Consider the following 22,233-nt stretch of genomic DNA (forward strand, 5'->3'; position numbering starts at 1 on the left):
GCAGGATCGATCCGGTCCTCGTCGCGGGGGCGGATCGTGTCCGTGCCTCCCTCCGGGAGGTTGGTGGCAGGGAAGGCGGGCCACTCGTCGTTCATCTCGACGAGCGCTGCGGCGGTCGGGGGTTCGAGCACGTCGGGGGGAGGAGCCGGACGCCGGCCGTCCGCGCGAATTCCGCGGCAGCCGGTCCGTCGTCAGGCGGAACGGACCAGGGCCACTGCAAGGGCCAGGTCTTGCTGCCCTCTGGGCTCGACGGGGAGAGCGTGTCCCTGTGCCGATCGAAACGTGCCGCGGCGCCCGTCGCGGTTCGGGCGGGTACGTGCGTGCGCCGGCCGGGGCCGGCCGTGGTGCCACCGGCCGGCGGCTAGAGCACGCTCGACTGCGGTGCCGTCACGCCGGCTCTCACGCACCGCGGGACGGGGCAGACGGAGGTCGGTATTCCCCGGCAGCCGTGCAGCTGCCCTGCTGATTTCGACATTCACTCCCCCTGATGGCTGATGGTCAACCTGGTCGAACCCATCGTGAACCACTGTCGGCACGAAAGCTCCGGGTGCGACATACCGCAGGTCGCGAACGCCGCCCTTGGATGAGCTGGGGTGCCTCTGAGTTCGGTATGAGTTATTGGCCAAGGAGCTTAGCCGTGCGAAATCCCCGCGGGGAAAGGGGAATGGGAATCTGTGAGAAATTTGAGGTTACTCTCCAGTATTTCGCTTCCGGGGGCTGTGGCTTGCGATTCGATGATGCGGGTCTTCGCAGTTGAGCGGTGCGCTGGTTCGGTTTGCTGACACGGCGTCAATCTTTGTGCTGGGACAGGCTGCTTGACCGTGGACGCAAGGCGCCCGTGGTCTGCATGCCCATTTCCGTTATCCGCGCAGAACAATCAGGCAGGAGCCACGGGCTTGCCCAACGATGCGACGTTGCAGCTCGACGTCGACGGCGTGTCCGTCGTCCGGGTCGGGCGACCGGCGGACGGGACACGCCGGGTCGACCCGGCCACGGCCGATGACGGGGCCCGGGCGTGCCCGGCCTGCGGGTCAGCAACAGAATCCACACCACCGGCAAAGAAGCCCCGGCGAGACGACGCACAAAGAAGGCAACCCCAACGTCCCCGCCGCACAGGTTGGGAATCAAGTCAGCGGTAACCGAGTGTCGTCATCATTCCGGATTCCGAGTGGTAGACGTTGTGGCAGTGCAGCATCCACAGTCCAGGGTTGTCCGCGTCCATGTCGAAGACCAGTTTGCGATGCGGCAGGACAACGGAGGTGTCCTTGCGTGCTCCGAGGGTGCCCGTTCCGGCCAGGGCGTAGGTGTGGCCGTGCAGATGGACGGGGTGCCACATGTCCGTGGCATTGATGACGGTGAGCCGTACCCGTTCACCGCGTTCGATCTTGAGGATCCGGTCCGGTGAATAGGGCTTGTGGTCGATGCCCCAGTCAAACTCCTGCATGCCGCCGGTGAGCGTGAGCTTGAGCCTGCGATCCGGCCTGCGCCGGTCCATCGCGACGGAGTCGTGCGGCCGCAGGCGCCGGGCCGAGACCAGCACGTCGCGGTAGAGCTCCGCCGGCCGTACGGACGGCGTCGGCGACGCACCTCTTCCGGTACGCAGCACGGCCATCGCCGCTCCTCGCTTCCCTTCCGCGAGTGCTGTGAGGGGGAAGACGCCATCCTTCACGGTGACCAGCGCGTCATACCGTTCAGCCATTCCCAGGAGCAGCGAGTCCACCGTGTGGTGCTGGACGGGAAAGCCGTCGCAGTGGGTGATGGTGAGCCGGTGGCCACCGAGTGCCACACGGAAGGGAGTCTCGGCACCCGCGTTGATGATGCGCAGCCGGATGCGCTCGCCGGGCCTGGCCCTGAACTGCGCAGGATGATCCGCAGTGCGCCCGTTGACGAGGTAGTGCGGGTAGGCGATGTGGCCCGACGGGCCGCCGAGAAGTCTGCTGACAGCGCTCTTCGGAAGCCGGTAGGAATGGTCACCGCCGTCAGGGGGCGCGGAGGATCCCCGCTGACCCGGCGCATGGGCCAACGGCGGCCCGTATCCTGCGTCCACGCCTCCGACGGGCCGCGGCGGTCGGGCACCGGATGGAGGGCGCTCATGACCGTCGCTGTGCCCACTCCGGTGTTCTGAGCCGTGTCCCATGGGTGGCTTGTCGCCACGGAGCTGCGCGAAGACACCCGCTGGGCTGGCGCCGTTCACCCCATCGACCCAGTCGTCCAGCATGACGACCCACTCACGGTCGTAGGAGAGTGGTTCTCTGGGGTCCTCCACGATCAGCGGCGCGTAGAGACCACGGTCGAGTTGCAGGCCGAGGTGCGGATGGAACCAGTACGTACCGGGGTGCGGGACGCGGAATCGATAGGTGAACGAGGCACCCGATCTGATCGGCCGTTGGGTGACGTTCGGAACCCCGTCCATGTCGTTGCGTACGGCGAGCCCGTGCCAGTGGACCGTGGTGGACTCCGGCAGGTGATTGTTCAGAGTCATCTCGAGCGTGTCGCCGGTGGTGATGCGAACCGGACGGGCGGGCACTTCACCGTTGTACGTCCATGTCCTGACGGCGTGTCCGCCGCCCAGATCGACTGTGCTCGCGGTTGCCGTGTAGATCAGACGCCGTGTTGCCCGCCCGTGTCCCTGCTCTGCGGCGGGAGCTGCGCTCTCGCCCCCCGGCGGCGGAACGGACCGGGCGGGCACGGCACCCGGGGCACCTGCGTGGTGATCACGGCTTGGTGGACTGCCCGAACATCCGGAGAGCAATTCCGATCCCGCAGCCGCAATCCCCGCGCAGAGCACAGCGCGTCGGGTGTGAGACAGATCGCTGCTCTGTTCCTGCCTGTACATGGCACTCCGGTCGGTCAAATGGGCGCCCAGCCTGTCGAGACGATTGGGGTGCATGACGATGCGTCGCCGGTTCAACGTCGCGGGAATGCCTTGATAGCCGGGATGCACTGCTCACGGACATTCTCGGGGCGTTCCCTTGACAGGTCCCACGGACGCTGTGGAAGCCCGACTCCGGACGGACTCTCGCGGCTGGCTGGAAGGGTGACCCGAGTGCCCGTCCGAGGTCTGCCGTGAGGCGACCGAGCCAAGCGTCGTCGCACGTCAGAGGGCCGCCTTCATCAGGAAGAATTGCATAGAGCAAAGGAAGGGTCCAGCAGCCATGCCCCGCTCGACGTGTCGCCACCCGATTCGTGCAACCATCGGCACACATTCACCAGCTGCGGGAAAGCGGGGGGACGCCGACCATGCTCATACTTGACGACCGCGTGGCCCACCCAGCCGTCCCATCGGGGAAGGCGATGGCGTTCCGAAATCGGCCCTCGGCCTCCAGCGTGCCCTTCGGCAACGAATTCGCCTATCGCAGTCCTGACGACCAGGGCGGCCATCACGAACGTGACCGCCAACAGCGAGGCGTCACTCATGACAGGGCAGGTTTCCAGGACTGCCGCGTGGCCCGGTATGTGGAGGCCTCATCCGGAACGGCACCTCGGGCAACAAGTCGTCCCGCGTGGTGACTGCCGCCAGGCTCAAAGGATTCCGCGACCCTCCTCACGCCTCACCAGTGCCTCGGCCGGCGACGCTCTGCTGGTAGATGTCGGGTATCCCGTCGGCGTCGTCGTCGCGGGTCTCGTCGTCGTACAGGCTCCGGTAGACGGCGTTGCGGCGTTTGACCAGCAGCGCGGCAAAGGCGGCGGCCGTGAGGGATCCCACGAGCACAGCAGCCTTGATGTGCTCGGCCTCGGCGGGGTCGGTGAAGGCCAGTTCGCCGATGAGGAGCGCCACGGTGAAGCCGATCCCCGCCAGGACGGCGAGCGAGAAGACGTCTGCCCACTTCAGGTCGGGGTTGAGGCGCGCTCGGGTGTAGCGCGCGGCGAGGTAGGTGCCCGCGAAGATGCCGATCGCCTTTCCCGCGACCAGGCCGAGTACGACGCCGAGTGGCTCTGGTCGGGTGAAGACGTCCCCCAGGGCTGCTCCGGTCACGGCGACCCCTGCCGCGAAGAGGGCGAACAGGGGGACAACGACACCTGCGGAGACGGGTCGCAGCAGGTGCGCTGTCCGCTCTCCAGGAGAGGTCTTCTCCCCGTCGTCGCGAGTGATGCGCAGGATCAGTCCCATCGCTACCCCCGCGACGGTCGCGTGGATGCCGCCGTTGTACATCAGCGCCCAGATGACGACGCCGAGCGGCACGTACCACCACCAGCCGTGCACGCGGAGCCGCTGGAGAATGTAGAAGACGACCAGTCCCGTGAAGGCTCCGGCCAGTGCCCACAGGTTCAGATCGCTGGTGAAGAAGATCGCGATGATCAGGATGGCGCCCAGGTCGTCCACGACCGCGAGGGTGAGGAGGAAAGCCCGCAGGGCGGCCGGCAGATGGGTGCTCAGAACGGCGAGGACCGCGAGTGCGAAGGCGATGTCGGTGGCCATCGGCACGGCCCATCCGTCGTGGCTTCCCCCTCCGGCCGAGGTGACGGTGAGGTAGACGAGCGCCGGAACCACCATGCCGCTGAGTGCGGCGATGACCGGCAGGGCGGCCGTGGCGGGTGTGCGCAGCTCGCCGACGACGAGTTCCCGTTTGAGTTCGATTCCGGCGACCAGGAAGAAGACCGCCAGCAGGCCGTCGGCGGTCCAGTGCTGCACGGACAGGTCAAGGCCCAGGGCGGGTACCCCGAAATGGAAGTCTCGGACCTGCTCGTAGACGCCGCTCCACGGGGTGTTCGCCCACACGAGCGCCACGAGCGCGGCGACGAGGAGCACCAAGCCGCCGATGGTCTCGGTACGCAGGGCCTCGGCCACGGCGTTGCGCTCGGGGAGGGGCGGGATGCCGAGGAAGGTGCTGCGCTGGCGTTGCAAGTCTGACATGAGAGGGGGGAGCCTCCGGGCCGTGTCGATGGAGCGGGCACACTGCACCCTTGACGCCGAACAGACTTCCCGGCACACCACGCGTCTTCTTGACGCGTTCTTCACACCCTAACCAGAAGCGGCTCAGCGCCACCAGGTGGCGCGGGTGAGGGGGTTCGCATGCGCAAGGCGGGGCGCATGCGAACCCCCTCAGGAGCCTGGCCGCGGGGGCGGTCAGACGGTGGTCTTCACCGGCGCCTGGTCTTCTTCGGCATCGTCTTCTCCGGCCTTGCGGGCGCGGACGAACTCCAGGAAGGAGTCGAGTTCGCGCTTGACGACCGGGGCGAGGAGGTAGAGGCCGATGATGTTGATGACGGCGAGCATGAACAGGATCGCGTCGGCCATGTCGATCAGGGTCTGCAGCGTGAGCAGTGAGCCTGCGACGGCGAAGAGGGTGTAGAGGACCTTGAACGTCAGCTCGCTGACCTTGCTGCGGCCGAACAGGTGCGTCCAGGCCTTCATGCAGTAGTAGCCCCAGGTCAGCACCGTCGAGATCGCGAACAGCAGCACCGCGAGGGTGAGGATGTACGGGAACCAGGGCAGCACCGTGCCGAAGGCGTCGGAGGTGATGGTGACGCCGCCGATCGACTCGCCCGACCGCGCCTCGACCCAGCTGGCCGGGTTGGCGATCACGATCGTGAGCGCGGTCATGGTGCAGATGAGCACGGTGTCGATGAACGGTTCCAGCAGGGCGACCAGGCCCTCGCTGGCCGGGTGCTTGGTCTTCACCGCGGAGTGGGCGATCGGGGCGGAGCCGAGACCGGCCTCATTGGAGAAGGCGGCCCGCTTGAAGCCGATGATCAGTGCGCCGAGGACACCACCGGCGACACCCTCCGGTGCGAAAGCGCCCTTGACGATCGAGGCGACGGCGTCAGGAACAGCGGTGACGTTCACCAGGATGACGACCAGGCAGGCCACGACGTAGATGCCCGCCATGGCCGGGACCAACTTGCTGGTGACGTTGGCGATGGAACGGATACCGCCCAGCAGCACGATGCCGACGATCGCGGCGATCAGGATGCCGAAGAACAGGGCACCCGCGGAGGACCCGAGAGCGCCGTTCTCACCGCCGGCGACGGAGACCAGCTGCGCGTAGCTCTGGTTGACCTGGAAGAGGTTGCCGCCGAAGAGCCCGAAGAACAGGATCATGAAGGAGGCGAGGACGGCGAGGACCTTGCCGAGCGCCTTGCCGTTCTTCCCGAAGCGCTCGGCCAGACCCTTCGGCAGATAGTGCATCGGACCACCCGACACAGTGCCGTCGGCATGCACCTCGCGGTACTTCACCCCGAGGGTGACCTCGACGAACTTCGTCGCCATGCCCAGCAGACCGCAGAGGATCATCCAGAAGGTCGCACCGGGGCCGCCGATGGAGACGGCGACGGCCACACCCGCGATGTTGCCGAGACCGACCGTGCCGGAAACCGCCGCGGTCAGCGCCTGGAAGTGGTTGACCTCACCGGCCGACCCCTTCGCATCGTACTTGCCACGCACCACGTCGACGGCGAGGCGGAACTTGCGTATCTGCACCAGCCCGAACCAGGCGGTGAACACCAGACCCGCGACGACGAGCCAGGCGACGATCAGGGGGACTTCCGTCCCGCCGACGGGAACGGTGTAGAAGACGACTTCCACGAGCCAGGTGGCGATGGGCTCGAAGAATCCGCTGACTGCCTTGTCGACGGAATTGGTGATGGAGTCGAGTGACACAGTGGCTACCTCATGGCGCAGGAGACCGGCGCCTGGGAGATTGCGCCGGGTGATGTGCGGTCTTTGAGCGAACGCCGTTGTCCGATCAGCGACCCTGGGTGACAAGATCCGCGGACTCGGACCTCGTCACCCTGGTCATACAGCCGGTGCGTTCCGGCGCTCCGGCACTCGGCGAAGGGTGGCCGGGTTCCGGAGTGCGAATTTTTAGCACGGCCTTCAGGAGGAGTTGGGTGATCCAAATCACCTAACGGTCGGTAATCACGCATCGGCCCAGGTGGCGTGATGTGACCGTTATTCAAACGCCCCAGAATGACACCAGGAGTCACGACCCGAACACTCAGGGTCCATGGCGAGAATTCACGCATCGCCCACAGGGCCCATAACGTCGCACGCATGAGGCTTCTGTGCATCGAGACACCCGCCCCTGACCTCAGCAAAGACGAATACGCTCAGCGATCGATTCCAGCCACCGGCAGTTTTCGTCAGACGTCGCTGCCGCATCCTGGCAGTGACGAACACGGTCCGCGAAGGGAACACTTTGCCGCTCGCTTCGTACAGGCTGTATCCGACAGCGAGCACCCGGCGACATCCCTTCCCCGGCCTCAGCGACTCACATCATCGCGAGCGGTGCGGCCGCACGGGGCGGGGTCCAACCTCACGAAGGGAATCCGCTCCCCCGCCTCGCGGTAGCCCTCTGAAGTGCCGTCGACGGCGAAGCCCATGTATGCACAGAGTCGGACGGCCATTCGAGGATGGAGAGCGGCATACCGGGCCATGATCCGCCCCCCGTCCTCCGCAGGCAGGAAAGAGGCGGTCACCGCGTGGTAGCGCCTGCCGACCTGGATCGTGGCCTGAGGGGTCCGGCGGAGGTTCTGGTACCACTGTGCGCTTTCGCCGAAGCCCGACGCCACCGTCCAGGAACCGGCCCGGGGATCATGCTCGACCACCTCGATGACCACCTTGCGAGCCATACCGGTGACGCGCCCGGTGTGGATGAGCAACAGAAGTCTCCCGCCGAACAGCGGTCCCAGCCCGATTCGGTGCATGTGGACCGGGAGCCGCGCAAGGAGACCCCTCCAGCCTCTCGGAGGCGTGGGTCGCGGCTTCGATCGGTGTGCGGAGGTCATCACGCTCGGCTGCTCCTGCCTGAGAAAGCCGCATCGTCGGCTGCGGTTCGGTAACACTGGGCACTCGAATGCTTCGACAGTGCAAGTTTTGCATAGGCTAAATATGCCGAGTCTGTGGCGCGGTGCCAGACTCCGCCCAGGAGCCGCTCACACCGCGGGGGCCCGCCTTGACCGAAAAGAAGCTGCAGTCGCCGCAGTACCTGCTCATGCTCTCCGTGATGCCGTACTCGGTGATGGCGATTGTGGCCGTGATGGACGTCACCGCGGGGCCCGCGGTTGGACTCCTCCCACTGGTCGCACTCGGCCCCGCCTTCGCCGGGCTGGTCGGCGGCTGGCGGCGCACCGCGCTGATCGGCGGACTCGCCCTGATCCTCTGCCTCGGCCTCGGGCTCTACGACGGTCTGTTCGCCAGTCGCCGCGGCTACACGGCACTGGCTTCAGTGGCGGGTGTGACCGCAGCCGGGCTCCTTGCTGCGGTGATGCGGCAACGGCGAGAGGCAGAACTTGCGAGTGTCCGTTCGATCGCCGAGGTCGCCCAGCGGGTGCTGTTGCGGCCCGTGCCTCGCAGCGCCGGCCCTCTGCGCGTGGCGGTCTCCTACACTTCGGCAGTTGCCGAAGCCCAGATAGGCGGCGACCTGTACGAGGTCGTCGCCTCGCCCAGCGGTGTACGTGTGATCGTGGGCGACGTACAGGGAAAGGGCTTGGACGCGGTCGAGACCGCAGCCCTCGTCCTGGCCGCGTTCCGGGAAGCCGCATACGACGAACCGGACCTACGACATGTCGGACTACGGCTTGAGCGGGTCGCCGACCGAGAACTCCGGGGAGAGAAGTTCGTCACGGCTGTACTCACCGAGATACGCGACGATCGAGTCGTCAGCATGCTCAACTACGGCCATCCATCACCTGTGATGATGCGTCCAGATGGCAGCGTGGGCTTCGTCGAGCCACCGCAGTACGCACTCCCTCTCGGTCTCGGGATGCACGGCTTCGCCGGGCCGGAGCCTTACGAAGCCGATTTCGCCCCAGGAGATCAGCTGCTGCTGTACACCGACGGCGTTTCCGAGGCACGCGATGCGGCGGGACGGTTCTACCCGCTCGACGAGCGCGCCGACCTGCTCAGCGACCCGGACCCCGAGAAGGCACTACAAGCCCTTCGTTCAGATCTGGTGCAACACGTCGAAGGGCCGCTCCACGACGACGCGGCGATGCTTCTGCTCCGCTATCACGACCCATGAAGATGACGTGTGCGCGAATGGGAGACAGGAGATCCCAGCGAGCCTCTTCAGCGTTACGTCTCCGGTGTGAGGACCGCCTTGGCGATCGACGTCATGTGGTTGGGGTGGCTGAGACCTTGCGGGAAGGCGGCCGTCCCGGCCGAACGGATCAGCGTGTCGGGCCGACCGGCCCTCGTCGGACAGCTCTCTGCCCGCGAGGATCGAAGAACCCAGGGGCGGCCGAAGCGGCCGTGCCCGCCCGACCCCGCACGGAGGCCATCGCATGACTCGCCCTGTCACTGTAGGAGTGGACGGATCCCCGGAGAGCCTGGCCGCAGCCGACTGGGCAGCCCGTGAAGCCACGCTCCGCGGTATGCCCCTGCGCATCGTGCACGCCTGGCTCTGGCAGCCCCTGGACGTCCCCGTCGTCCAGGACAGGGAAGTGCAGGCCCGATCCGCCAGCGCCCTGCTGCTGGAGGCCGAGACACGCGTGTCCGACCGGTATCCGGACCTGTCGGTCACGGCCGAAGTGGTGCCGAATACGCCAGTTCCCACCCTGCTTGCCGAGGCTGATCGGGCCGGCATGCTGGTCCTCGGATCACGCGGGCACGGGGCGATCGCCGGCTTCCTGCTCGGCTCGTACGGTCAGCAGGTGATCGCGAGCGCGACACGCCCGGTGGTGTCGGTCCGGGCCCGCGACGGGCAGCACGCGGCGGAAGGTGACGAGGTCGTCGTGGGCCAGCAGGGTGAAGCCGAGGACAGTGATGCCGTACTGGAGTTCGCCTTCGAAGCGGCTGCCGCACGAGGCGCGACCGTACGAGCAGTACGGGCCTGGAGCCTACCGCCCATCTTTGCCTACAGCCCGGGTTCGATGCGCCTCGCCGATGAGGCGGGAGGGCTGGAACCGTTCGAGAGGAAGACGCTGGAGCAGGCGCTCGCTCCGTGGCGGGAGAGGTTCCCCGCCGTGCCGGTGATCCCACACGTGGAAATCGGAAGCGCGGGGCAGGTGTTGCTGTCTGCTGCCGCTCGGGCCCAGTTGCTCGTGCTCGGCCGCCGGGTACGCCGCTCCCCCGTCGGCACCCGCATCGGCTCGGCGGCCCATGCCGCGCTGCATCATGCCCACTGCCCCGTCGCCGTGGTACCGCACTCCTGAGAAGACTCCGTTTTCGGATTCTGTTGGGGTTGGTGTCGGACGGGCTCCCCGACTGGGTGATCGCGTCCAGGCCGGCGCCCGATGGCAGGGCTTCCAGGTAGGTGGCTCGGGGTGCGAACCTCCCGAGTGCGGGGAGGCCCCGTGGTCGTTGTTGGACGTGGTCGTGCCCGCGGAGTCCAATGCGCCGTCACGGCCGCGTGACCGTCTCGCGCACCAGTTCGAAAACGCGGCCGACCGGCCCGTGCGAGTCCCCTGCCATGGTGCTGGTCACTGCGGCGGGCGTGCGGGGCCGAGACCCCGCTGCTGGAGCGTCCTGTACCTCTCGATCCGGCTGGTGGGGGCGCAGCGGCTACGCGGGCCGACTCGTCGACCGGGCCGCTGGGAAACCCGTCTCCGCCGTCGAGATCGTCAAACGCTCAGAGGACGCCATCGGGTTCGCGGTGCTGCCCCGCAGGTGGTGGTGGAGCGCACGCCGAGGCTGCCGCTGCGCTCACGCCGCCTGGTGCGCGACTACGACGAGACCCTGCCCGCCATGCACGAGACCGGCACCGGCCCCTCGTCCGACGGCCGATACCCCGGTTCCGAGGGGAACCGGGGTATCGGTCTGTTGTGCGGGACGCGGCTCGGGACCTTCAGTTCGGGTGCGCGGAGACTCAGTTCCTTGAACGGGCCTGCGCCGGGGAGGCTGGGCCTGCCTGGCCTCCCTGAGCCGCCAGCGCCTGCGTGGCGATGACGGCGGCCTGGACCCGCCGCTCCACACCCAGCTTGGCCAGCAGCCGGGAGATGTTGTTCTTGACCGTCTTCTCCGCAAGGTAAAGCTGCTTGCCGATCTCCCGGTTGGTCAGCCCCTCACCAACGAGGGCCAGGATCTCCCGCTCGCGGTCGGTCAGCGCGGGCAGCCCCTGCGGTTGTTCGTCCCGCGTGGCATCGCCTCGCAGACGTGCCATCACACGGGCCGTGGCGCCGGGGTCCAGCATGGACTGGCCGCGGGCCACCGTCCGCACGGCATGGACGAGGTCGGTGCCGGTGATCTGTTTGAGGACATAGCCGGACGCCCCGGCCATGATGGCGTCCAGAAGCGCCTCCTCGTCGTCGAACGAGGTGAGCATCAGGCAGGCCAGATCGGGCAGCCGGGAGCGCAGCTCCCGGCATACGCTCACGCCGTCGCCGTCCGGGAGGCGCACGTCCAGTACGGCGACCTGCGGGCGCAGCGCGGGCACCCGCACGAGCGCCTGTTCGACGGTGGCCGCTTCACCGACCACGGTCAGATCGGGCTCGGCGTCCAGCAGGTCGTGCACACCGCGACGCACCACCTCGTGGTCGTCCAGGAGGAACACCCTGACCGGGTCCCTCTCGACGGGTCCGCCACTGCTGTCCGTCATCACACGCTCCGTATCGGCTCGGTTCGTCCGCCGCGGCGGACCATCTGCATGGTGTCCTCGTACGGGTCGAACGGCCAGGGCCGAACGGCCCTGATCAGTCCTGCCCGGACGAAGCTCCCCTGCGCTGCCTGCGTCTGTCGCTCCGTTCGGTGCCCGACGCATCAGGGGCGTCCCCGGCTTCGGCGCCATCGCCCGCCGTGCCAGGGGACTCCACCGGGAACCGTTCCCCGTGACGACGCCGTCACGGGCCGAGAGGGACCAATGGTCGTGTGAGAGGGGCCTGATGGCCGGCTGGTCGCGGGCGGTCATCTGATGGACTTTCGGGGGTCGGCCGAGCCGGCGGAACGGTGCCCCTGACGAGGAGGTCCTCCAACCTCATGACTCCGCTCACTCTGACCGCGACAGCACTGGGCGACGGCACCACGGTCATCGCCTTCTCCGGCGAGCTCGACATAGCCACGGTCGGACAGATAGAGCAGGATCTGACTCACTTGGCCGTCGGCACGGTACGCGAACTTCGCCTCGATCTGTCGGGCGTCACCTTCTGCGACAGCTCCGGAGCCGACCTGTTCGTACGGATGCATCAACACTGCGCGGCGACGGGCGTGCGACTTCACCTGTGCGGTGTGCCACACCTTTGCGCGACGGTGTTTCGCGTGCTTGGCGTGGATGACGCCGTCTCCTGCTCCTTTATCTGACGACCGTAGGCCCGGGGGCGTGCCGGCACTGACTGTCCGGGAAACCGGACGGCCGGAAAGGTCCGTTCGGCCCTGTCGCCGCATCCGCGCCTGGGGAACGCTGGCTGTCACGGCAGCGAGCTGCTTCGGGGCACGAAGCAGAAGCAAAGGGTGGGCATGATGGACGACGAAGCCACGCGGCGGACGGGGACAAGCCACGTCACGGTGGCGCCCCGGCGTATCACCCACATCGACCGCGCCGAGGCTCTGCGCCTGCTCGGTACCGTGTCGCTCGGACGGATCGTCTTCACCGAACGGGCCCTGCCCGCTGTCCGCCCGGTCAACCACCTCATGGACGGCGAGGACATCATCGTCCAGCTGCACGAAGGCGCGGCGCTCACCTCCATCGTGGCGCCCACCGACGAGACAGGTGTCGTCGTGGCCTACGAGGCCGATGTCATCGACCCCGATACCCATCTCGGCTGGAGCGTCGTCGTGACCGGCTACGCCCACCGGGTCACGGACGACGGGGAACTCGCCCGCTACGCGGCAAGGCTCCGCCCGTGGGTGGTGTATTCCGCCATGAACGCAGCTCTGCGTATCCAGCCCGACCTGGTCACGGGCTCGAGGCTCACGGTCTGAGCCGTGCGCGGGCCCCGCGGGTCGCCCGTCCCCTCACGCCTCGTTGCCGGCGGCGAGTGGAGCCCGCCATACGAGCCGGCTGCCGCCCTCGGCCGGGGTACGAATGTCCAGGGTGCCGCCCATGCTGTCGGCGCGTTCGGCGAGGTTGCGCAGTCCGCTGCGCCTGCCTTCGGCCGGGATTCCCTTTCCGTTGTCGGTCACGGTGAGGACGACCTCGTCAGTCGTGGCCCGCAGGGACACTTCCACACGCGTCGCCTGCGCGTGCCGGGCAGCGTTGCTCAGCGTTTCACCAAGAGCTGCCATGACGTGGTCGGCCACCGCCGGGGGCACATCCGTGTCCAGCAGACCTTCCATGCTCAGGCGTGGCGGGAATCCCAGCGCCTCTCCCGCTTCGCCGACGGTGCGGGCGACGCGGGCGCGCAGACTCGGCCCGGTCTCGTCCTCCCGGGCCCTCAAGCCGAAGATCGTGGAACGGATGATCTTGATGGTTTCGTCCAGGTCACCGACCGCGCGCTGGACGCGCTCTGCGGCGCCCGCGTGTTCGACGAGACGCGCGGCGCTCTGCAGCGTCATGCCGGTGGCGAACAGCCGTTGGATGGCCAGGTCGTGCAGGTCGCGGGCGATACGGTCGCGGTCCTCCAACAGCGCGAGCTGTTCGGCGTCGCGTCGGCGCTCGGCCAGTTCCAGCGCCAGTGCGGCCTGTCCGGCGAAGGCCAGCAAGGGCTGCAGCTCCCCCTCGGTGAAGACGGGCTCGCCCTCGGCACGTGCCAGAAGCAGGACTCCTCGGGTGTCCTTGGCCGCAGTGCCCAGGGGTACGGCCACGGCCGGCCCCAGTCCCTCCCAGTGCCGGGATCCCGCGATGCAACGGGCATCGTCGGCCAGTCCAGCCGTGGTCACCGGCGCACCGGCCTGGTAAGCAGCGCCCGGCAGGGTGTCTTCGGCCGGCATCACCAGGCCCCGGCGCGTGTCGTCGTCGCCACCGATGGCCAGCTCGACGACCAGGTCGCCCGTACCCATGACGGGCACGGACACATCAGCGACCCGCGCACCCGTGATTTCCCGGGCACGGCGGGCGATCAGTTCCAGGACCTCGAGCCGGGGTCTGCCGGAGAGCAGGCCGTTGGTGATCTCCGCGTTCGCCTGCAGCCACCGCCGCTGTCGCTGCGAGGCCTCGTACAGCCGGGCGTTGTCGATGGCCACACCGGCGGCCACGGAGAGCGTGGCGATCACCGCCTCGTCCTCGGCGTCGAAGTCCTGGCCGCCCCGCTTGTCGGTCAGATAGAGGTTGCCGAACACCTCGTCGCGCACCCGGATCGGCACGCCGAGGAACGTACGCATCGGCGGGTGATGGGCGGGGAAGCCGTACGACGCCGAGTGGGCGCCGAGATCGGTGAGTCGCAGTGGCTCGGGGTTGCGGATCAGCTCACCGAGCAGCCCGTGTCCGGCCGGCAGCGGCCCGATCCTGGCGATCTCCTCCTCCGTCAGTCCCACGGTGAGGAACTGGGACAGCGTCCTGCCGTCCGGGCCGATCACACCCAGGGCTGCGTACTGCGCGTCGACCAGTTGAGCGGCGGCCTCGGCGATGCGCCTCAGCACCTGGGGCAGATCGAGCTCGCGCCCCACCGAGACCACGACTTCGAGGAGGCTGTGCACCCGGTCGCGCGTGCCGCGTGCTGCGTTGATGCGCGCCTGCAACTCCTCGAGCAGCTCGTCGAGCCGCATCTGAGGCATACGTGACAACGACTCCTCGACGCTCACACGCCCCCTCGCTTTCACCCGCCGGACGCGGACAGCCTATCGGTCCGTACGGGTGAAGACGGCGCCTGAGCGGAAGGCATGGGGTGCGGTTCGGCATAAAATGCCGCGCGCATGATGTCCTCTATGTCAAGGAGTATCGACATACGGGGGTTGGTCGGTGCGCACTGGTCCTCGTAGGCGTCGAGGGCCTGCTGAGGCAGGGCAGCCATGAATGCCGTTCCGTGGCAGGCAGCGCCGCCGCCTGCCCGGCATCCAAACCGGAGGTCAGCACCACCGGCGCCCGCACCCGGTCTGGCCGCATTCCTCGACCGCCTCGGGCACGGCACGCGGGGGACCGCGACTACGGCGAGCTCGGGCGGCTGGGGCAGGGACGTCACCGACGGGTGGCAGGGGGGCCGCTCGACGGCCTGGGCGTGCGGGTCGACGGCATGCAGCAGTCCGGCGAAGCCGGCGCGGCTGAGGCTCCTCAGGACTGCCCGCCCCGCGGAACCTGGCTTCGTACCCGCACCGACCACGGCGATGGAACGGGGACCGGGCCTCGGCCAAGTCATGGCCGCCCCCACATCATGTCGCGGTTGTTCCCCACGGCTGACGCCCAGTAGGCATGCGTTCACCGACAGGACCATCCTGGTCCTGTCGGTCGGTGAGTCAGGGAGGCGAGGACGGTGCCTGGTACGAAGCAGACGAACGACGGGCCATCACGGGGCGAGGGCGGACCCACCCGTCTGCCCAGGTCGCTGTACGAGAAGGAGCTGCTCCGGCTGCAAACCGAGCTGGTGACGCTCCAGGAGTGGGTGCGAGCCGAAGGGAAGCGACTCGTGGTGATCTTCGAAGGTCGCGACGCGGCCGGTAAGGGAGGCGCGATCAAACGGGTCACCGAGCTTCTCAACCCACGTGTCGCGCGCATCGTCGCCCTGCCCGTGCCGACCGAACGGGAGCGGACACAGTGGTACTTCCAGCGTTACGTCGAGCAGCTCCCGGCTGCGGGTGAGATCGTGCTGCTCGACCGCAGTTGGTACAACCGTGCCGGTGTCGAGCACGTCATGGGCTTTTGCACCACGGAAGAGTACCGGCGCTTCCTCCGCCAGTGCCCCGTCTTCGAGGGGATGCTCATCGAGGACGGGATCTTGCTGCGCAAGTACTGGTTCTCGGTGAGCGACACCGAGCAGGAGCGTCGGTTCCGGCAGCGGCTGACCGATCCGACACGGCGCTGGAAGATCTCGGCGATGGATCTGGAGTCCGTCACTCACTGGGAGGCGTACTCCCGGGCCAAGGACGAGATGTTCGTACACACCGATACCTTCGAGGCGCCCTGGTACGTCGTGGAGAGCGACGACAAGCGGGCTGCCCGCATCAACATGATCGCTCACCTGCTGTCCACGGTGCCCTACCGAGAGATCCGGCAGCCGCATCTCCGCCTGCCGCCCCGTCCGTCGCCGAGCGGGTACGAGCGCCCACCGAAGCACCTCCAGACGCACGTACCGGACCATGCAAACGCGCTCCTGAGCAGTTCCCGGCGCACATCCTAGGGTCCCGCCCAGGCCTCGTCACAGTCTCTGCAAGAGCGGGATCGGTCGGTGAGGAGCTACGCCGGTCGCGTTGCGCGCAGGGCTTGGCGCCGCACGACGGTGACGGTGAACGCCGCGGTAGCGCCGGCGGTGGCCGCCGGCGGCACGAAACCCCACGTGCAGTCGTCGGCGGCTCCGTAGATGACGCCCATGGCCGGAGGCGGAGAGAAACCTCCCAGTCACTCGGAAGCACCCACGACACCGGTGACTGGGCCGACGCTCCGGCGGCACCGGGCGGGCGGCAAGTGCGCACACAGCGCCCGATCCGGCACCCAGGACGGCTGCCACGCCGAGGAAGGCGAGCGTCCCGGAAGGGAACAACGGTAGTTCGAAGGAGGCCAGTAGGGCGAGAGCGACGACATGCTGCAGTGGTGGGAGTGCGAGAGCCGGACCGATCTGCCCCTCCTGCACCTCGACCCCTTCGGCAACCTGCGGGCGTTCTCCCGGACGGCCCGCCGGATGACCCGCCGGATGCCCGTACTCACCGCCGGCACGGGAGTCGGCCATGTCCCGGCCGCCCTCCGCGGAGTCGTACACATCAGGTGGTCATGTTGCCGTTTCCTTCCGTGGGTGCCGTGTGCCGTCCGCGACGGTTCCCGGACCGGCGGGTGTGCCTCAGTCGTGCGGTACGACGGCGACGGGGGCCACTGAGTGGTGCAGAACCCCATGAGTGACGGCGCCGATCCGGGTGCCGATCCGTGCCCGGCGCCTCCGTCGTCCCACCACGACCAGCCGAGCATCACGGGAACCCTCGACCAGATCCTGCGCCGCCCGCCCCTGACCGCACTGACGGACGACGGGTACGTCGGGGTACTTCTCCGTCCACGGAGCGAGTGCCTCGTCGAGCGCCTGCTGCCGTTCCTGAGCGATGTCGGCGAGCAACACCGGCAGGTCGCCCGCAATGTCGGGCCCGTGCACATCAGGCACGGGCCAGCTGTGCAGCGCGTGCAGACGACAGCCGTACCGTGCGGCTGCCGCGAAGGCGAACCCGATCGTCTCGTCGCTCGGCGAGTCCACGCCGACTCCCAGGAGCACATCACCGGTCGGTCGGGGTTCCCCGGGCGCCGGGGAGTTGTGCGTGCGTACGAGGACGGCTGGACGGTGCAGACGGGCGAGCACCGCCAGGGAGACGGACCCGGCGAGGTAGCCGGAGACTGCGCCCAGGCCTCGCGAGCCCAGCACCAGCAGCTCCGACGTGTCACCCGCCGCCGCCAGAGCGACGACCGCGTCACCTGGGACCCACGCCGTCACCACGCTCAGTCCGGGATGACGGCGCTGCAGACGCCGCTTCGTGACGCCGAGGGTCCGCTCCCCCCATACGCGTGTTGTCGCCGGATCCATCCCCCGAGCGTGGCGTTCCTCATCCTTGCTCCACACGTGCAGGAGCCGCAGCGGAATCCCGCGTCGCAGCGCCTCCTCGGCCGCCCAGTCGGCGGCGGCCAGACTCTCGCGGGATCCGTCGATGCCGACAGCGACAGTTCGGTTCATGGCTGACTCCTGCAGGAAGAAGGGGACGAGCCCATGTTCTCCACGGTGGCCGCCCCGTGCCGCTGTGCGGAGGGGCCACAGGTCCCTGTCCGGGGCGCAATGGGCCCGAGGCGGCGGGCCGTCCGTGAGGGGCTCTTCCGACCCCGACCCCGACCCCGGCCCCCGGGGCGCCGGGCAGGGCTGGCCCGGTCGGCTGGCACTGCCCGGTGGTGCGTCAGGACCGAACGGCTCCCCGTGTCGGGCCGACCGGCCCTCGTCGGACCCCGCCCGCTCCGTGAAGATCGAAGGACAGCGGGACGGGCGAAGCGGCCGTCCCCGCGCGACCCTGTGCGGAGGCCGCTACATGACTCGTCCTGTTGCTGTCGGCATCGACGGATCCCCGGAGAGCTTCGCGGCGGCCGACTGGGCAGCACGCGAAGCCGTGCTGCGCGGGCTGCCCCTGCGTATCGTGCACGCCTGGCTATGGCAGCCCCTGGACGTACCGATCGTCCAGGAGAAGGAGCAGCAGGCCCACTCGGCCAACGCCGTGCTCCGAGAGACAGAGAGCCGCGTGTGCGCCAGACATCCGGACCTGGCCGTCACCACCGAGGTCGTTCCCGACACACCGGTCTCCGCCCTGCTCGCCGAGGCCGAACGGTCCGAGATGCTGGCGCTCGGATCGCGAGGGCACGGCGCCCTCCTCGGCTTCCTGCTCGGCTCCTCCGGTCAACAGGTGATCGCGAACGCGACGTGCCCGGTGGTGTCGGTCCGGGCACGCGACGGGCAGACGCACGAACCAGAAGGGGGCGAGGTCGTCGTGGGCCAGCAAGGTGGGGCCGAGGACAGTGACGCCGTCCTGGAATTCGCCTTCGAAGCCGCCGCCGCACGAGGCGCTGCCGTACGAGCGGTACGGGTCCGGAGTCTGCCGCCACTCTTCGCCTACAGCCCGGGCTCGATGCTCCTGGCCGTCGAGGCAGCAGGACTGGAACCTTTCGAAAGCAAGGCGCTGGAGCAAGCGCTCGCTCCCTGGCAGAAGAGGTTCCCCGACGTGCCGGTGAACGCGCACGTGGAGATCGGAAGCCCGGGGCAGGTGTTGCTGTCGGCCGCCTCGCAAGCCCGGTTGCTCGTGGTCGGCCGCCGGGTACGCCGCTCCCCCGTCGGTACGCGCATCGGGTCGGTGGCCCATGCCGCGCTGCACCACGCCGCCTGCCCCGTCGCGGTGGTGCCGCACACCTGAGCTGACCGGCGCGCCGTTGACGGAGGTCACGGGCCCCAGGACGAACTCGCCGAGGCACTGAGGGAGTCGGCAGCGGGCGCACGGCTCGGTGACCGTTTCACCGGAGGATCGTGGAAGACCGGGCCCGTGACGTACTGCTGGACGCGGCGACGAAAGTCGCTCTCCTGGTCTTCGACGCGCGCCGCCGGGGCGGCCATGCTGGCATGCAGCTCGGACCGGTGAACCACGCGGTACCGCACCACGATCCCCGCCCCGTCGCGCTCGTCCCGCACCACTGAGCAGCCGTCACCGGCGCCTGCTCTGCTGTGACCGGCCTCGCGACGCGGTCAGTGCTCGGGCGGCGTCGCCGGGACGGACCGGCGCCGCCGTGATGAACGCGCCGCACGGCCAGGGCCGCAACCGGAGCCGGGTCGGCGGACGCCGCCCGCCACCGATGTAGCCCGTTCGGCTCTGCCGGATGCCGGGTGAGGGACGGAGGGTGGGAAGCACGCACGTACACGCACCGTCGGCCCGAACCCGATCCCGACCCGGAAGGGACTCCCGATGCCCGTCGACACCCAGCAGGCGCCGCCCGCCGAACTCGCGGACGAGGAGCTGGCCGCCCTGGACGCCCACTGGCGCGCGGCGAACTATCTGTCCGTCGGCCAGATCTACCTCATGGCGAACCCCCTGCTGACCGAGCCGCTGCGCCCGGATCACGTCAAGCCGCGGCTGCTCGGCCACTGGGGCACGTCACCGGGCCTGAATCTGGTGCACACTCACCTCAACCGCGTCATCAGGGCCCGCGAACTGCACGCCCTGTGCATCTGGGGGCCCGGCCACGGCGGTCCGGCGGTGCTCGCCAACTCCTGGCTGGAGGGCTCGTACACGCAGACGTATCCCGACATCACCCGGGACGGAGCCGGCATGGCCCGCCTCTTCAAGCAGTTCTCCTTCCCCGGCGGAGTGCCCAGCCACGTCGCGCCCGAGACGCCCGGCTCGATCCACGAGGGCGGCGAACTGGGCTACTCCCTCTCCCACGCCTACGGGGCCGCGCTCGACAACCCGAGCCTGCTGGTCGCCTGCGTGATCGGCGACGGCGAGGCCGAGACGGGCCCACTGGCCGCGTCCTGGCACTCCAACAAATTCCTCGACCCCGTGAACGACGGAGCCGTCCTGCCGATCCTGCACCTGAATGGCTACAAGATCGCGAACCCCACGGTCCTGGCCCGGCTGCCCGAGTCGGAGCTGGACGCACTGCTCCACGGATACGGCCACGATCCGATCCACGTCACCGGGGACGATCCGACCGCCGTCCACCGGGCAATGGCACACGCCATGGACACCGCGCTGGACCGCATCGCCGCCGTCCAGCGCGCCGCCCGCGAACACGGTGCCACCGAGCGCCCTCACTGGCCGGTCATCGTGCTGCGCACGCCGAAGGGCTGGACCGGCCCGGCAGAGGTCGACGGCCTGCCCGTCGAGGGCACCTGGCGCGCCCACCAGGTGCCGCTGGCCGCCGTACGCGACAATCCCGAGCACCTGCGGCAGCTGGAGGAGTGGCTGCGCTCCTACCGGCCCGACGAGCTGTTCGACGAGCACGGCAGCCCCAGGCCCCAGGTCCTGGCCTGCATTCCGGACGGGGCACGCAGGCTCGGCGCCACCGTGCACGCCAACGGCGGCCTGCTGTTGCGCGAACTGCCCCTGCCGCCGCTGGAGAAGCACGCCGTCCCCGTCGACAAACCCGGCGCGACACTGCACGAACCCACCCGCGTCCTCGGCGGGTTGATCGAAGACGTCATGAGGGCCACCGCCGGCCGGCGCGACTTCCGCCTCGTCGGCCCAGACGAGACCGCGTCCAACCGCCTCCAGGCCGTCTACGGCGCCAGCGGCAAAGCCTGGCAGGCCGGCATCCTCGAGGTCGACGAGCACCTCGACCGGCACGGCCGGGTGATGGAGATCCTCTCCGAACACACCTGCCAGGGCTGGCTCGAGGGATACCTCCTCACCGGTCGGCACGGGCTGTTCTCGTGCTACGAGGCGTTCGTTCACATCGTCGACTCGATGGTCAACCAGCACATCAAGTGGCTGCGTGTGACCCGCCGACTGCCCTGGCGGGCCCCCATCGCCTCCCTCAACTACCTGCTCACCTCACACGTGTGGCGGCAGGACCACAACGGCTTCTCCCACCAGGACCCCGGATTCATCGACCACGTCCTGAACAAGAGCCCGGAGGTGGTGCGGGTCTACCTGCCCCCGGACGCCAACACCCTGCTCTCCGTGGCCGGCCACGTCCTGCGCAGCCGCAATTCCGTCAACGTCGTCGTCGCCGGCAAGCAGCTCTGCTTCGACTGGCTGACCATGGAGCAGGCCCGGGTCCATTGCGCCCGCGGCGCCGGGATCTGGGAGTGGGCGGGCACGGAGAACGACTCCCGCGAACCCGACGTGGTGCTCGCCTGCGCGGGCGACGTCCCCACCCAGGAGGTGCTGGCCGCGGCGCAGCTGCTGCGCCGCCACCTGCCCGAGCTGTCCGTACGCGTCGTGAACGTCGTCGACATCGCCCGGCTCATGCCGAGCGAGCAGCACCCCCACGGCATGAGCGACTTCGAGTTCGAGGGACTGTTCACCCGCGACAAGCCGGTGATCTTCGCCTACCACGGCTACCCCTGGCTGATCCACCGCCTGACCTACCGCCGGGCGGGCCACGCGAACCTCCACGTCCGCGGCTACAACGAGTACGGGACCACCACCACACCGTTCGACATGGTGGTCCGCAACGACCTGGACCGCTACCGGCTGGTCACGGACGTCATCGACCGCGTACCCGGACTGGCCGTGCGCGCCGCGGTCCTACGCCAGCGGATGGAGCACACCCTGGTCCGCCACCACGACTGGATCCGCGTCCACGGCACCGACATGCCTGAGGTCGCCGACTGGGCCTGGGACGGGCCGAGGTGATCGTACTACGCGCACTTCGAGGCTGGTACAGGACGTGATCGCCGCGATGACCACGTCGCCGTCAGAAACACCTGCCTCGGTGCGGACTTCGCCGGCGTGCAGCGCCGCGAAGGAGGTGGGCAGTTCGCCGAGAGAGATCCGCTGGTCGGGGCGACCGGGGCCGGCGAGACCTGGGCCGACCTCGCCGAGGTCGAAGTTGGTGGTCCGCCCGAAGGCGGGCTCAGCGCCGCTTCTCATCAGCCGCCGGCGCGACCAGTAGTCCCGTACCTGGGCCGCCTCGGCTTCCGTGCGTCCGGTACGGCGCAGGCGATCAAGGGTTTCCTCATCCACCGGGAAGAACGCGGACATGGCGCCGTACTCGGGAACCATGTTGGCGATGGTGCGGCGGTCGGGCGCGGTGAGCACCTGCGACTTCCGTGCGACGGAACAAACGGAGGAGCGGCGCCCCCGGGTGCTGTTCCGGGATGCGC

General features: G+C 68.8%; 18 protein-coding genes and 1 pseudogene. 9 read left to right on the forward strand and 10 right to left on the reverse strand.

Annotation, left to right across the window (positions count from 1 at the left end; genetic code table 11):
* Positions 1-1,129: 1,129 nt before the first annotated feature.
* The 4 genes from V1460_RS28630 to V1460_RS28645 all read right to left on the reverse strand — a co-directional run bounded on the left by V1460_RS28630 (position 1,130) and on the right by V1460_RS28645 (position 7,728).
* Positions 1,130-2,836, reverse strand: a complete 1,707-nt coding sequence (locus V1460_RS28630) for a multicopper oxidase family protein (protein ID WP_338676500.1) — start codon at positions 2,834-2,836, stop codon at positions 1,130-1,132.
* A gap of 708 nt (positions 2,837-3,544) precedes the next feature.
* The gene (nhaA, locus tag V1460_RS28635; protein WP_338676501.1) at positions 3,545-4,855 is read right to left on the reverse strand and encodes a Na+/H+ antiporter NhaA; all 1,311 of its coding nucleotides are present in this window, start codon (positions 4,853-4,855) and stop codon (positions 3,545-3,547) included.
* Positions 4,856-5,068: 213 nt separating this feature from the next.
* Positions 5,069-6,601, reverse strand: coding sequence for an alanine/glycine:cation symporter family protein (locus V1460_RS28640; protein ID WP_338676502.1), 1,533 nt, complete (start codon positions 6,599-6,601; stop codon positions 5,069-5,071).
* A gap of 602 nt (positions 6,602-7,203) precedes the next feature.
* Positions 7,204-7,728 carry a nitroreductase family deazaflavin-dependent oxidoreductase gene (locus V1460_RS28645; RefSeq protein WP_338676503.1) on the reverse strand — a complete coding sequence of 175 codons (525 nt, stop codon included), beginning with the start codon at positions 7,726-7,728 and terminating at the stop codon, positions 7,204-7,206.
* A gap of 206 nt (positions 7,729-7,934) precedes the next feature.
* Between V1460_RS28645 and V1460_RS28650 the strand changes: the two genes are divergently transcribed.
* Positions 7,935-8,963: a PP2C family protein-serine/threonine phosphatase gene (locus V1460_RS28650; RefSeq protein ID WP_338678245.1), complete on the forward strand. Its 1,029-nt coding sequence runs from the start codon at positions 7,935-7,937 to the stop codon at positions 8,961-8,963.
* 262 nt (positions 8,964-9,225) lie between these two features.
* Positions 9,226-10,095, forward strand: coding sequence for a universal stress protein (locus tag V1460_RS28655; protein WP_338676504.1), 870 nt, complete (start codon positions 9,226-9,228; stop codon positions 10,093-10,095).
* A 653-nt stretch (positions 10,096-10,748) separates the two neighbouring features.
* Here V1460_RS28655 and V1460_RS28665 read toward each other — a convergent pair.
* On the reverse strand, positions 10,749-11,477 hold the full coding sequence (locus V1460_RS28665; protein ID WP_338676505.1) for a response regulator transcription factor: 729 nt from the start codon (positions 11,475-11,477) through the stop codon (positions 10,749-10,751).
* Between the two features lie 377 nt (positions 11,478-11,854).
* Between V1460_RS28665 and V1460_RS28670 the strand changes: the two genes are divergently transcribed.
* Together V1460_RS28670 and V1460_RS28675 are read left to right on the forward strand one after the other, a co-directional pair.
* On the forward strand, positions 11,855-12,175 hold the full coding sequence (locus V1460_RS28670; RefSeq protein WP_338676506.1) for an STAS domain-containing protein: 321 nt from the start codon (positions 11,855-11,857) through the stop codon (positions 12,173-12,175).
* Between the two features lie 159 nt (positions 12,176-12,334).
* Complete coding sequence (locus tag V1460_RS28675) at positions 12,335-12,796, forward strand: pyridoxamine 5'-phosphate oxidase family protein (RefSeq protein ID WP_338678246.1); 462 nt, start codon at positions 12,335-12,337, stop codon at positions 12,794-12,796.
* Positions 12,797-12,829: 33 nt separating this feature from the next.
* Here the strand turns inward: V1460_RS28675 and V1460_RS28680 are convergent, their stop codons facing one another.
* Both V1460_RS28680 and V1460_RS28685 read right to left on the reverse strand, forming a co-directional pair.
* The gene (locus tag V1460_RS28680; RefSeq protein ID WP_407077546.1) at positions 12,830-14,527 is read right to left on the reverse strand and encodes a GAF domain-containing protein; all 1,698 of its coding nucleotides are present in this window, start codon (positions 14,525-14,527) and stop codon (positions 12,830-12,832) included.
* Between the two features lie 41 nt (positions 14,528-14,568).
* A complete protein-coding gene (locus V1460_RS28685) occupies positions 14,569-15,180 on the reverse strand; it encodes a CoA-binding protein (RefSeq protein WP_338676507.1) in 612 nt (203 codons plus the stop codon).
* Between the two features lie 39 nt (positions 15,181-15,219).
* On the opposite strand from V1460_RS28685, the gene ppk2 reads away from it, so the two are divergent.
* Positions 15,220-16,083 carry a polyphosphate kinase 2 gene (gene ppk2, locus V1460_RS28690; RefSeq protein WP_338676508.1) on the forward strand — a complete coding sequence of 288 codons (864 nt, stop codon included), beginning with the start codon at positions 15,220-15,222 and terminating at the stop codon, positions 16,081-16,083.
* Positions 16,084-16,139: 56 nt separating this feature from the next.
* Here the strand turns inward: ppk2 and V1460_RS28695 are convergent, their stop codons facing one another.
* Positions 16,140-16,274, reverse strand: a complete 135-nt coding sequence (locus tag V1460_RS28695) for a hypothetical protein (RefSeq protein ID WP_338676509.1) — start codon at positions 16,272-16,274, stop codon at positions 16,140-16,142.
* A 202-nt stretch (positions 16,275-16,476) separates the two neighbouring features.
* On the opposite strand from V1460_RS28695, the pseudogene V1460_RS28700 reads away from it, so the two are divergent.
* Positions 16,477-16,620, forward strand: a pseudogene (locus V1460_RS28700) (hypothetical protein); the annotation flags it as partial.
* A gap of 117 nt (positions 16,621-16,737) precedes the next feature.
* Here V1460_RS28700 and V1460_RS28705 read toward each other — a convergent pair.
* Positions 16,738-17,610 (reverse strand): universal stress protein, encoded by an 873-nt coding sequence (locus V1460_RS28705; RefSeq protein WP_338676510.1) that lies wholly within the window; start codon positions 17,608-17,610, stop codon positions 16,738-16,740.
* A 343-nt stretch (positions 17,611-17,953) separates the two neighbouring features.
* On the opposite strand from V1460_RS28705, the gene V1460_RS28710 reads away from it, so the two are divergent.
* From V1460_RS28710 to V1460_RS28720, 3 genes are all read left to right on the forward strand, one after another.
* On the forward strand, positions 17,954-18,826 hold the full coding sequence (locus V1460_RS28710) for a universal stress protein (protein WP_338676511.1): 873 nt from the start codon (positions 17,954-17,956) through the stop codon (positions 18,824-18,826).
* 110 nt (positions 18,827-18,936) lie between these two features.
* Positions 18,937-19,104 (forward strand): universal stress protein, encoded by a 168-nt coding sequence (locus V1460_RS28715; RefSeq protein WP_338676512.1) that lies wholly within the window; start codon positions 18,937-18,939, stop codon positions 19,102-19,104.
* A 265-nt stretch (positions 19,105-19,369) separates the two neighbouring features.
* Positions 19,370-21,763, forward strand: a complete 2,394-nt coding sequence (locus V1460_RS28720; protein WP_338676513.1) for a phosphoketolase family protein — start codon at positions 19,370-19,372, stop codon at positions 21,761-21,763.
* Here V1460_RS28720 and V1460_RS28725 read toward each other — a convergent pair.
* Positions 21,656-22,168 (reverse strand): aconitase family protein, encoded by a 513-nt coding sequence (locus tag V1460_RS28725; RefSeq protein WP_338676514.1) that lies wholly within the window; start codon positions 22,166-22,168, stop codon positions 21,656-21,658. The genes V1460_RS28720 and V1460_RS28725 overlap by 108 nt on opposite strands.
* Positions 22,169-22,233: the final 65 nt, after the last annotated feature.

Source organism: Streptomyces sp. SCSIO 30461 (assembly GCF_037023745.1).
Taxonomy (GTDB): domain Bacteria; phylum Actinomycetota; class Actinomycetes; order Streptomycetales; family Streptomycetaceae; genus Streptomyces.

Coding starts and splice junctions, on each gene's coding strand:
- V1460_RS28630 (WP_338676500.1), bottom strand. CDS start 2,836: ATGTACAGGCAGGAACAGAGCAGCGATCTGTCTCACACCCGACGCGCT.
- nhaA (WP_338676501.1), bottom strand. CDS start 4,855: ATGTCAGACTTGCAACGCCAGCGCAGCACCTTCCTCGGCATCCCGCCC.
- V1460_RS28645 (WP_338676503.1), bottom strand. CDS start 7,728: ATGACCTCCGCACACCGATCGAAGCCGCGACCCACGCCTCCGAGAGGC.
- V1460_RS28650 (WP_338678245.1), top strand. CDS start 7,935: ATGCTCTCCGTGATGCCGTACTCGGTGATGGCGATTGTGGCCGTGATG.
- V1460_RS28655 (WP_338676504.1), top strand. CDS start 9,226: ATGACTCGCCCTGTCACTGTAGGAGTGGACGGATCCCCGGAGAGCCTG.
- V1460_RS28665 (WP_338676505.1), bottom strand. CDS start 11,477: ATGACGGACAGCAGTGGCGGACCCGTCGAGAGGGACCCGGTCAGGGTG.
- V1460_RS28670 (WP_338676506.1), top strand. CDS start 11,855: ATGACTCCGCTCACTCTGACCGCGACAGCACTGGGCGACGGCACCACG.
- V1460_RS28675 (WP_338678246.1), top strand. CDS start 12,335: ATGGACGACGAAGCCACGCGGCGGACGGGGACAAGCCACGTCACGGTG.
- V1460_RS28680 (WP_407077546.1), bottom strand. CDS start 14,527: ATGCCTCAGATGCGGCTCGACGAGCTGCTCGAGGAGTTGCAGGCGCGC.
- V1460_RS28685 (WP_338676507.1), bottom strand. CDS start 15,180: ATGGTCCTGTCGGTGAACGCATGCCTACTGGGCGTCAGCCGTGGGGAA.
- V1460_RS28695 (WP_338676509.1), bottom strand. CDS start 16,274: ATGGGCGTCATCTACGGAGCCGCCGACGACTGCACGTGGGGTTTCGTG.
- V1460_RS28705 (WP_338676510.1), bottom strand. CDS start 17,610: ATGAACCGAACTGTCGCTGTCGGCATCGACGGATCCCGCGAGAGTCTG.
- V1460_RS28710 (WP_338676511.1), top strand. CDS start 17,954: ATGACTCGTCCTGTTGCTGTCGGCATCGACGGATCCCCGGAGAGCTTC.
- V1460_RS28720 (WP_338676513.1), top strand. CDS start 19,370: ATGCCCGTCGACACCCAGCAGGCGCCGCCCGCCGAACTCGCGGACGAG.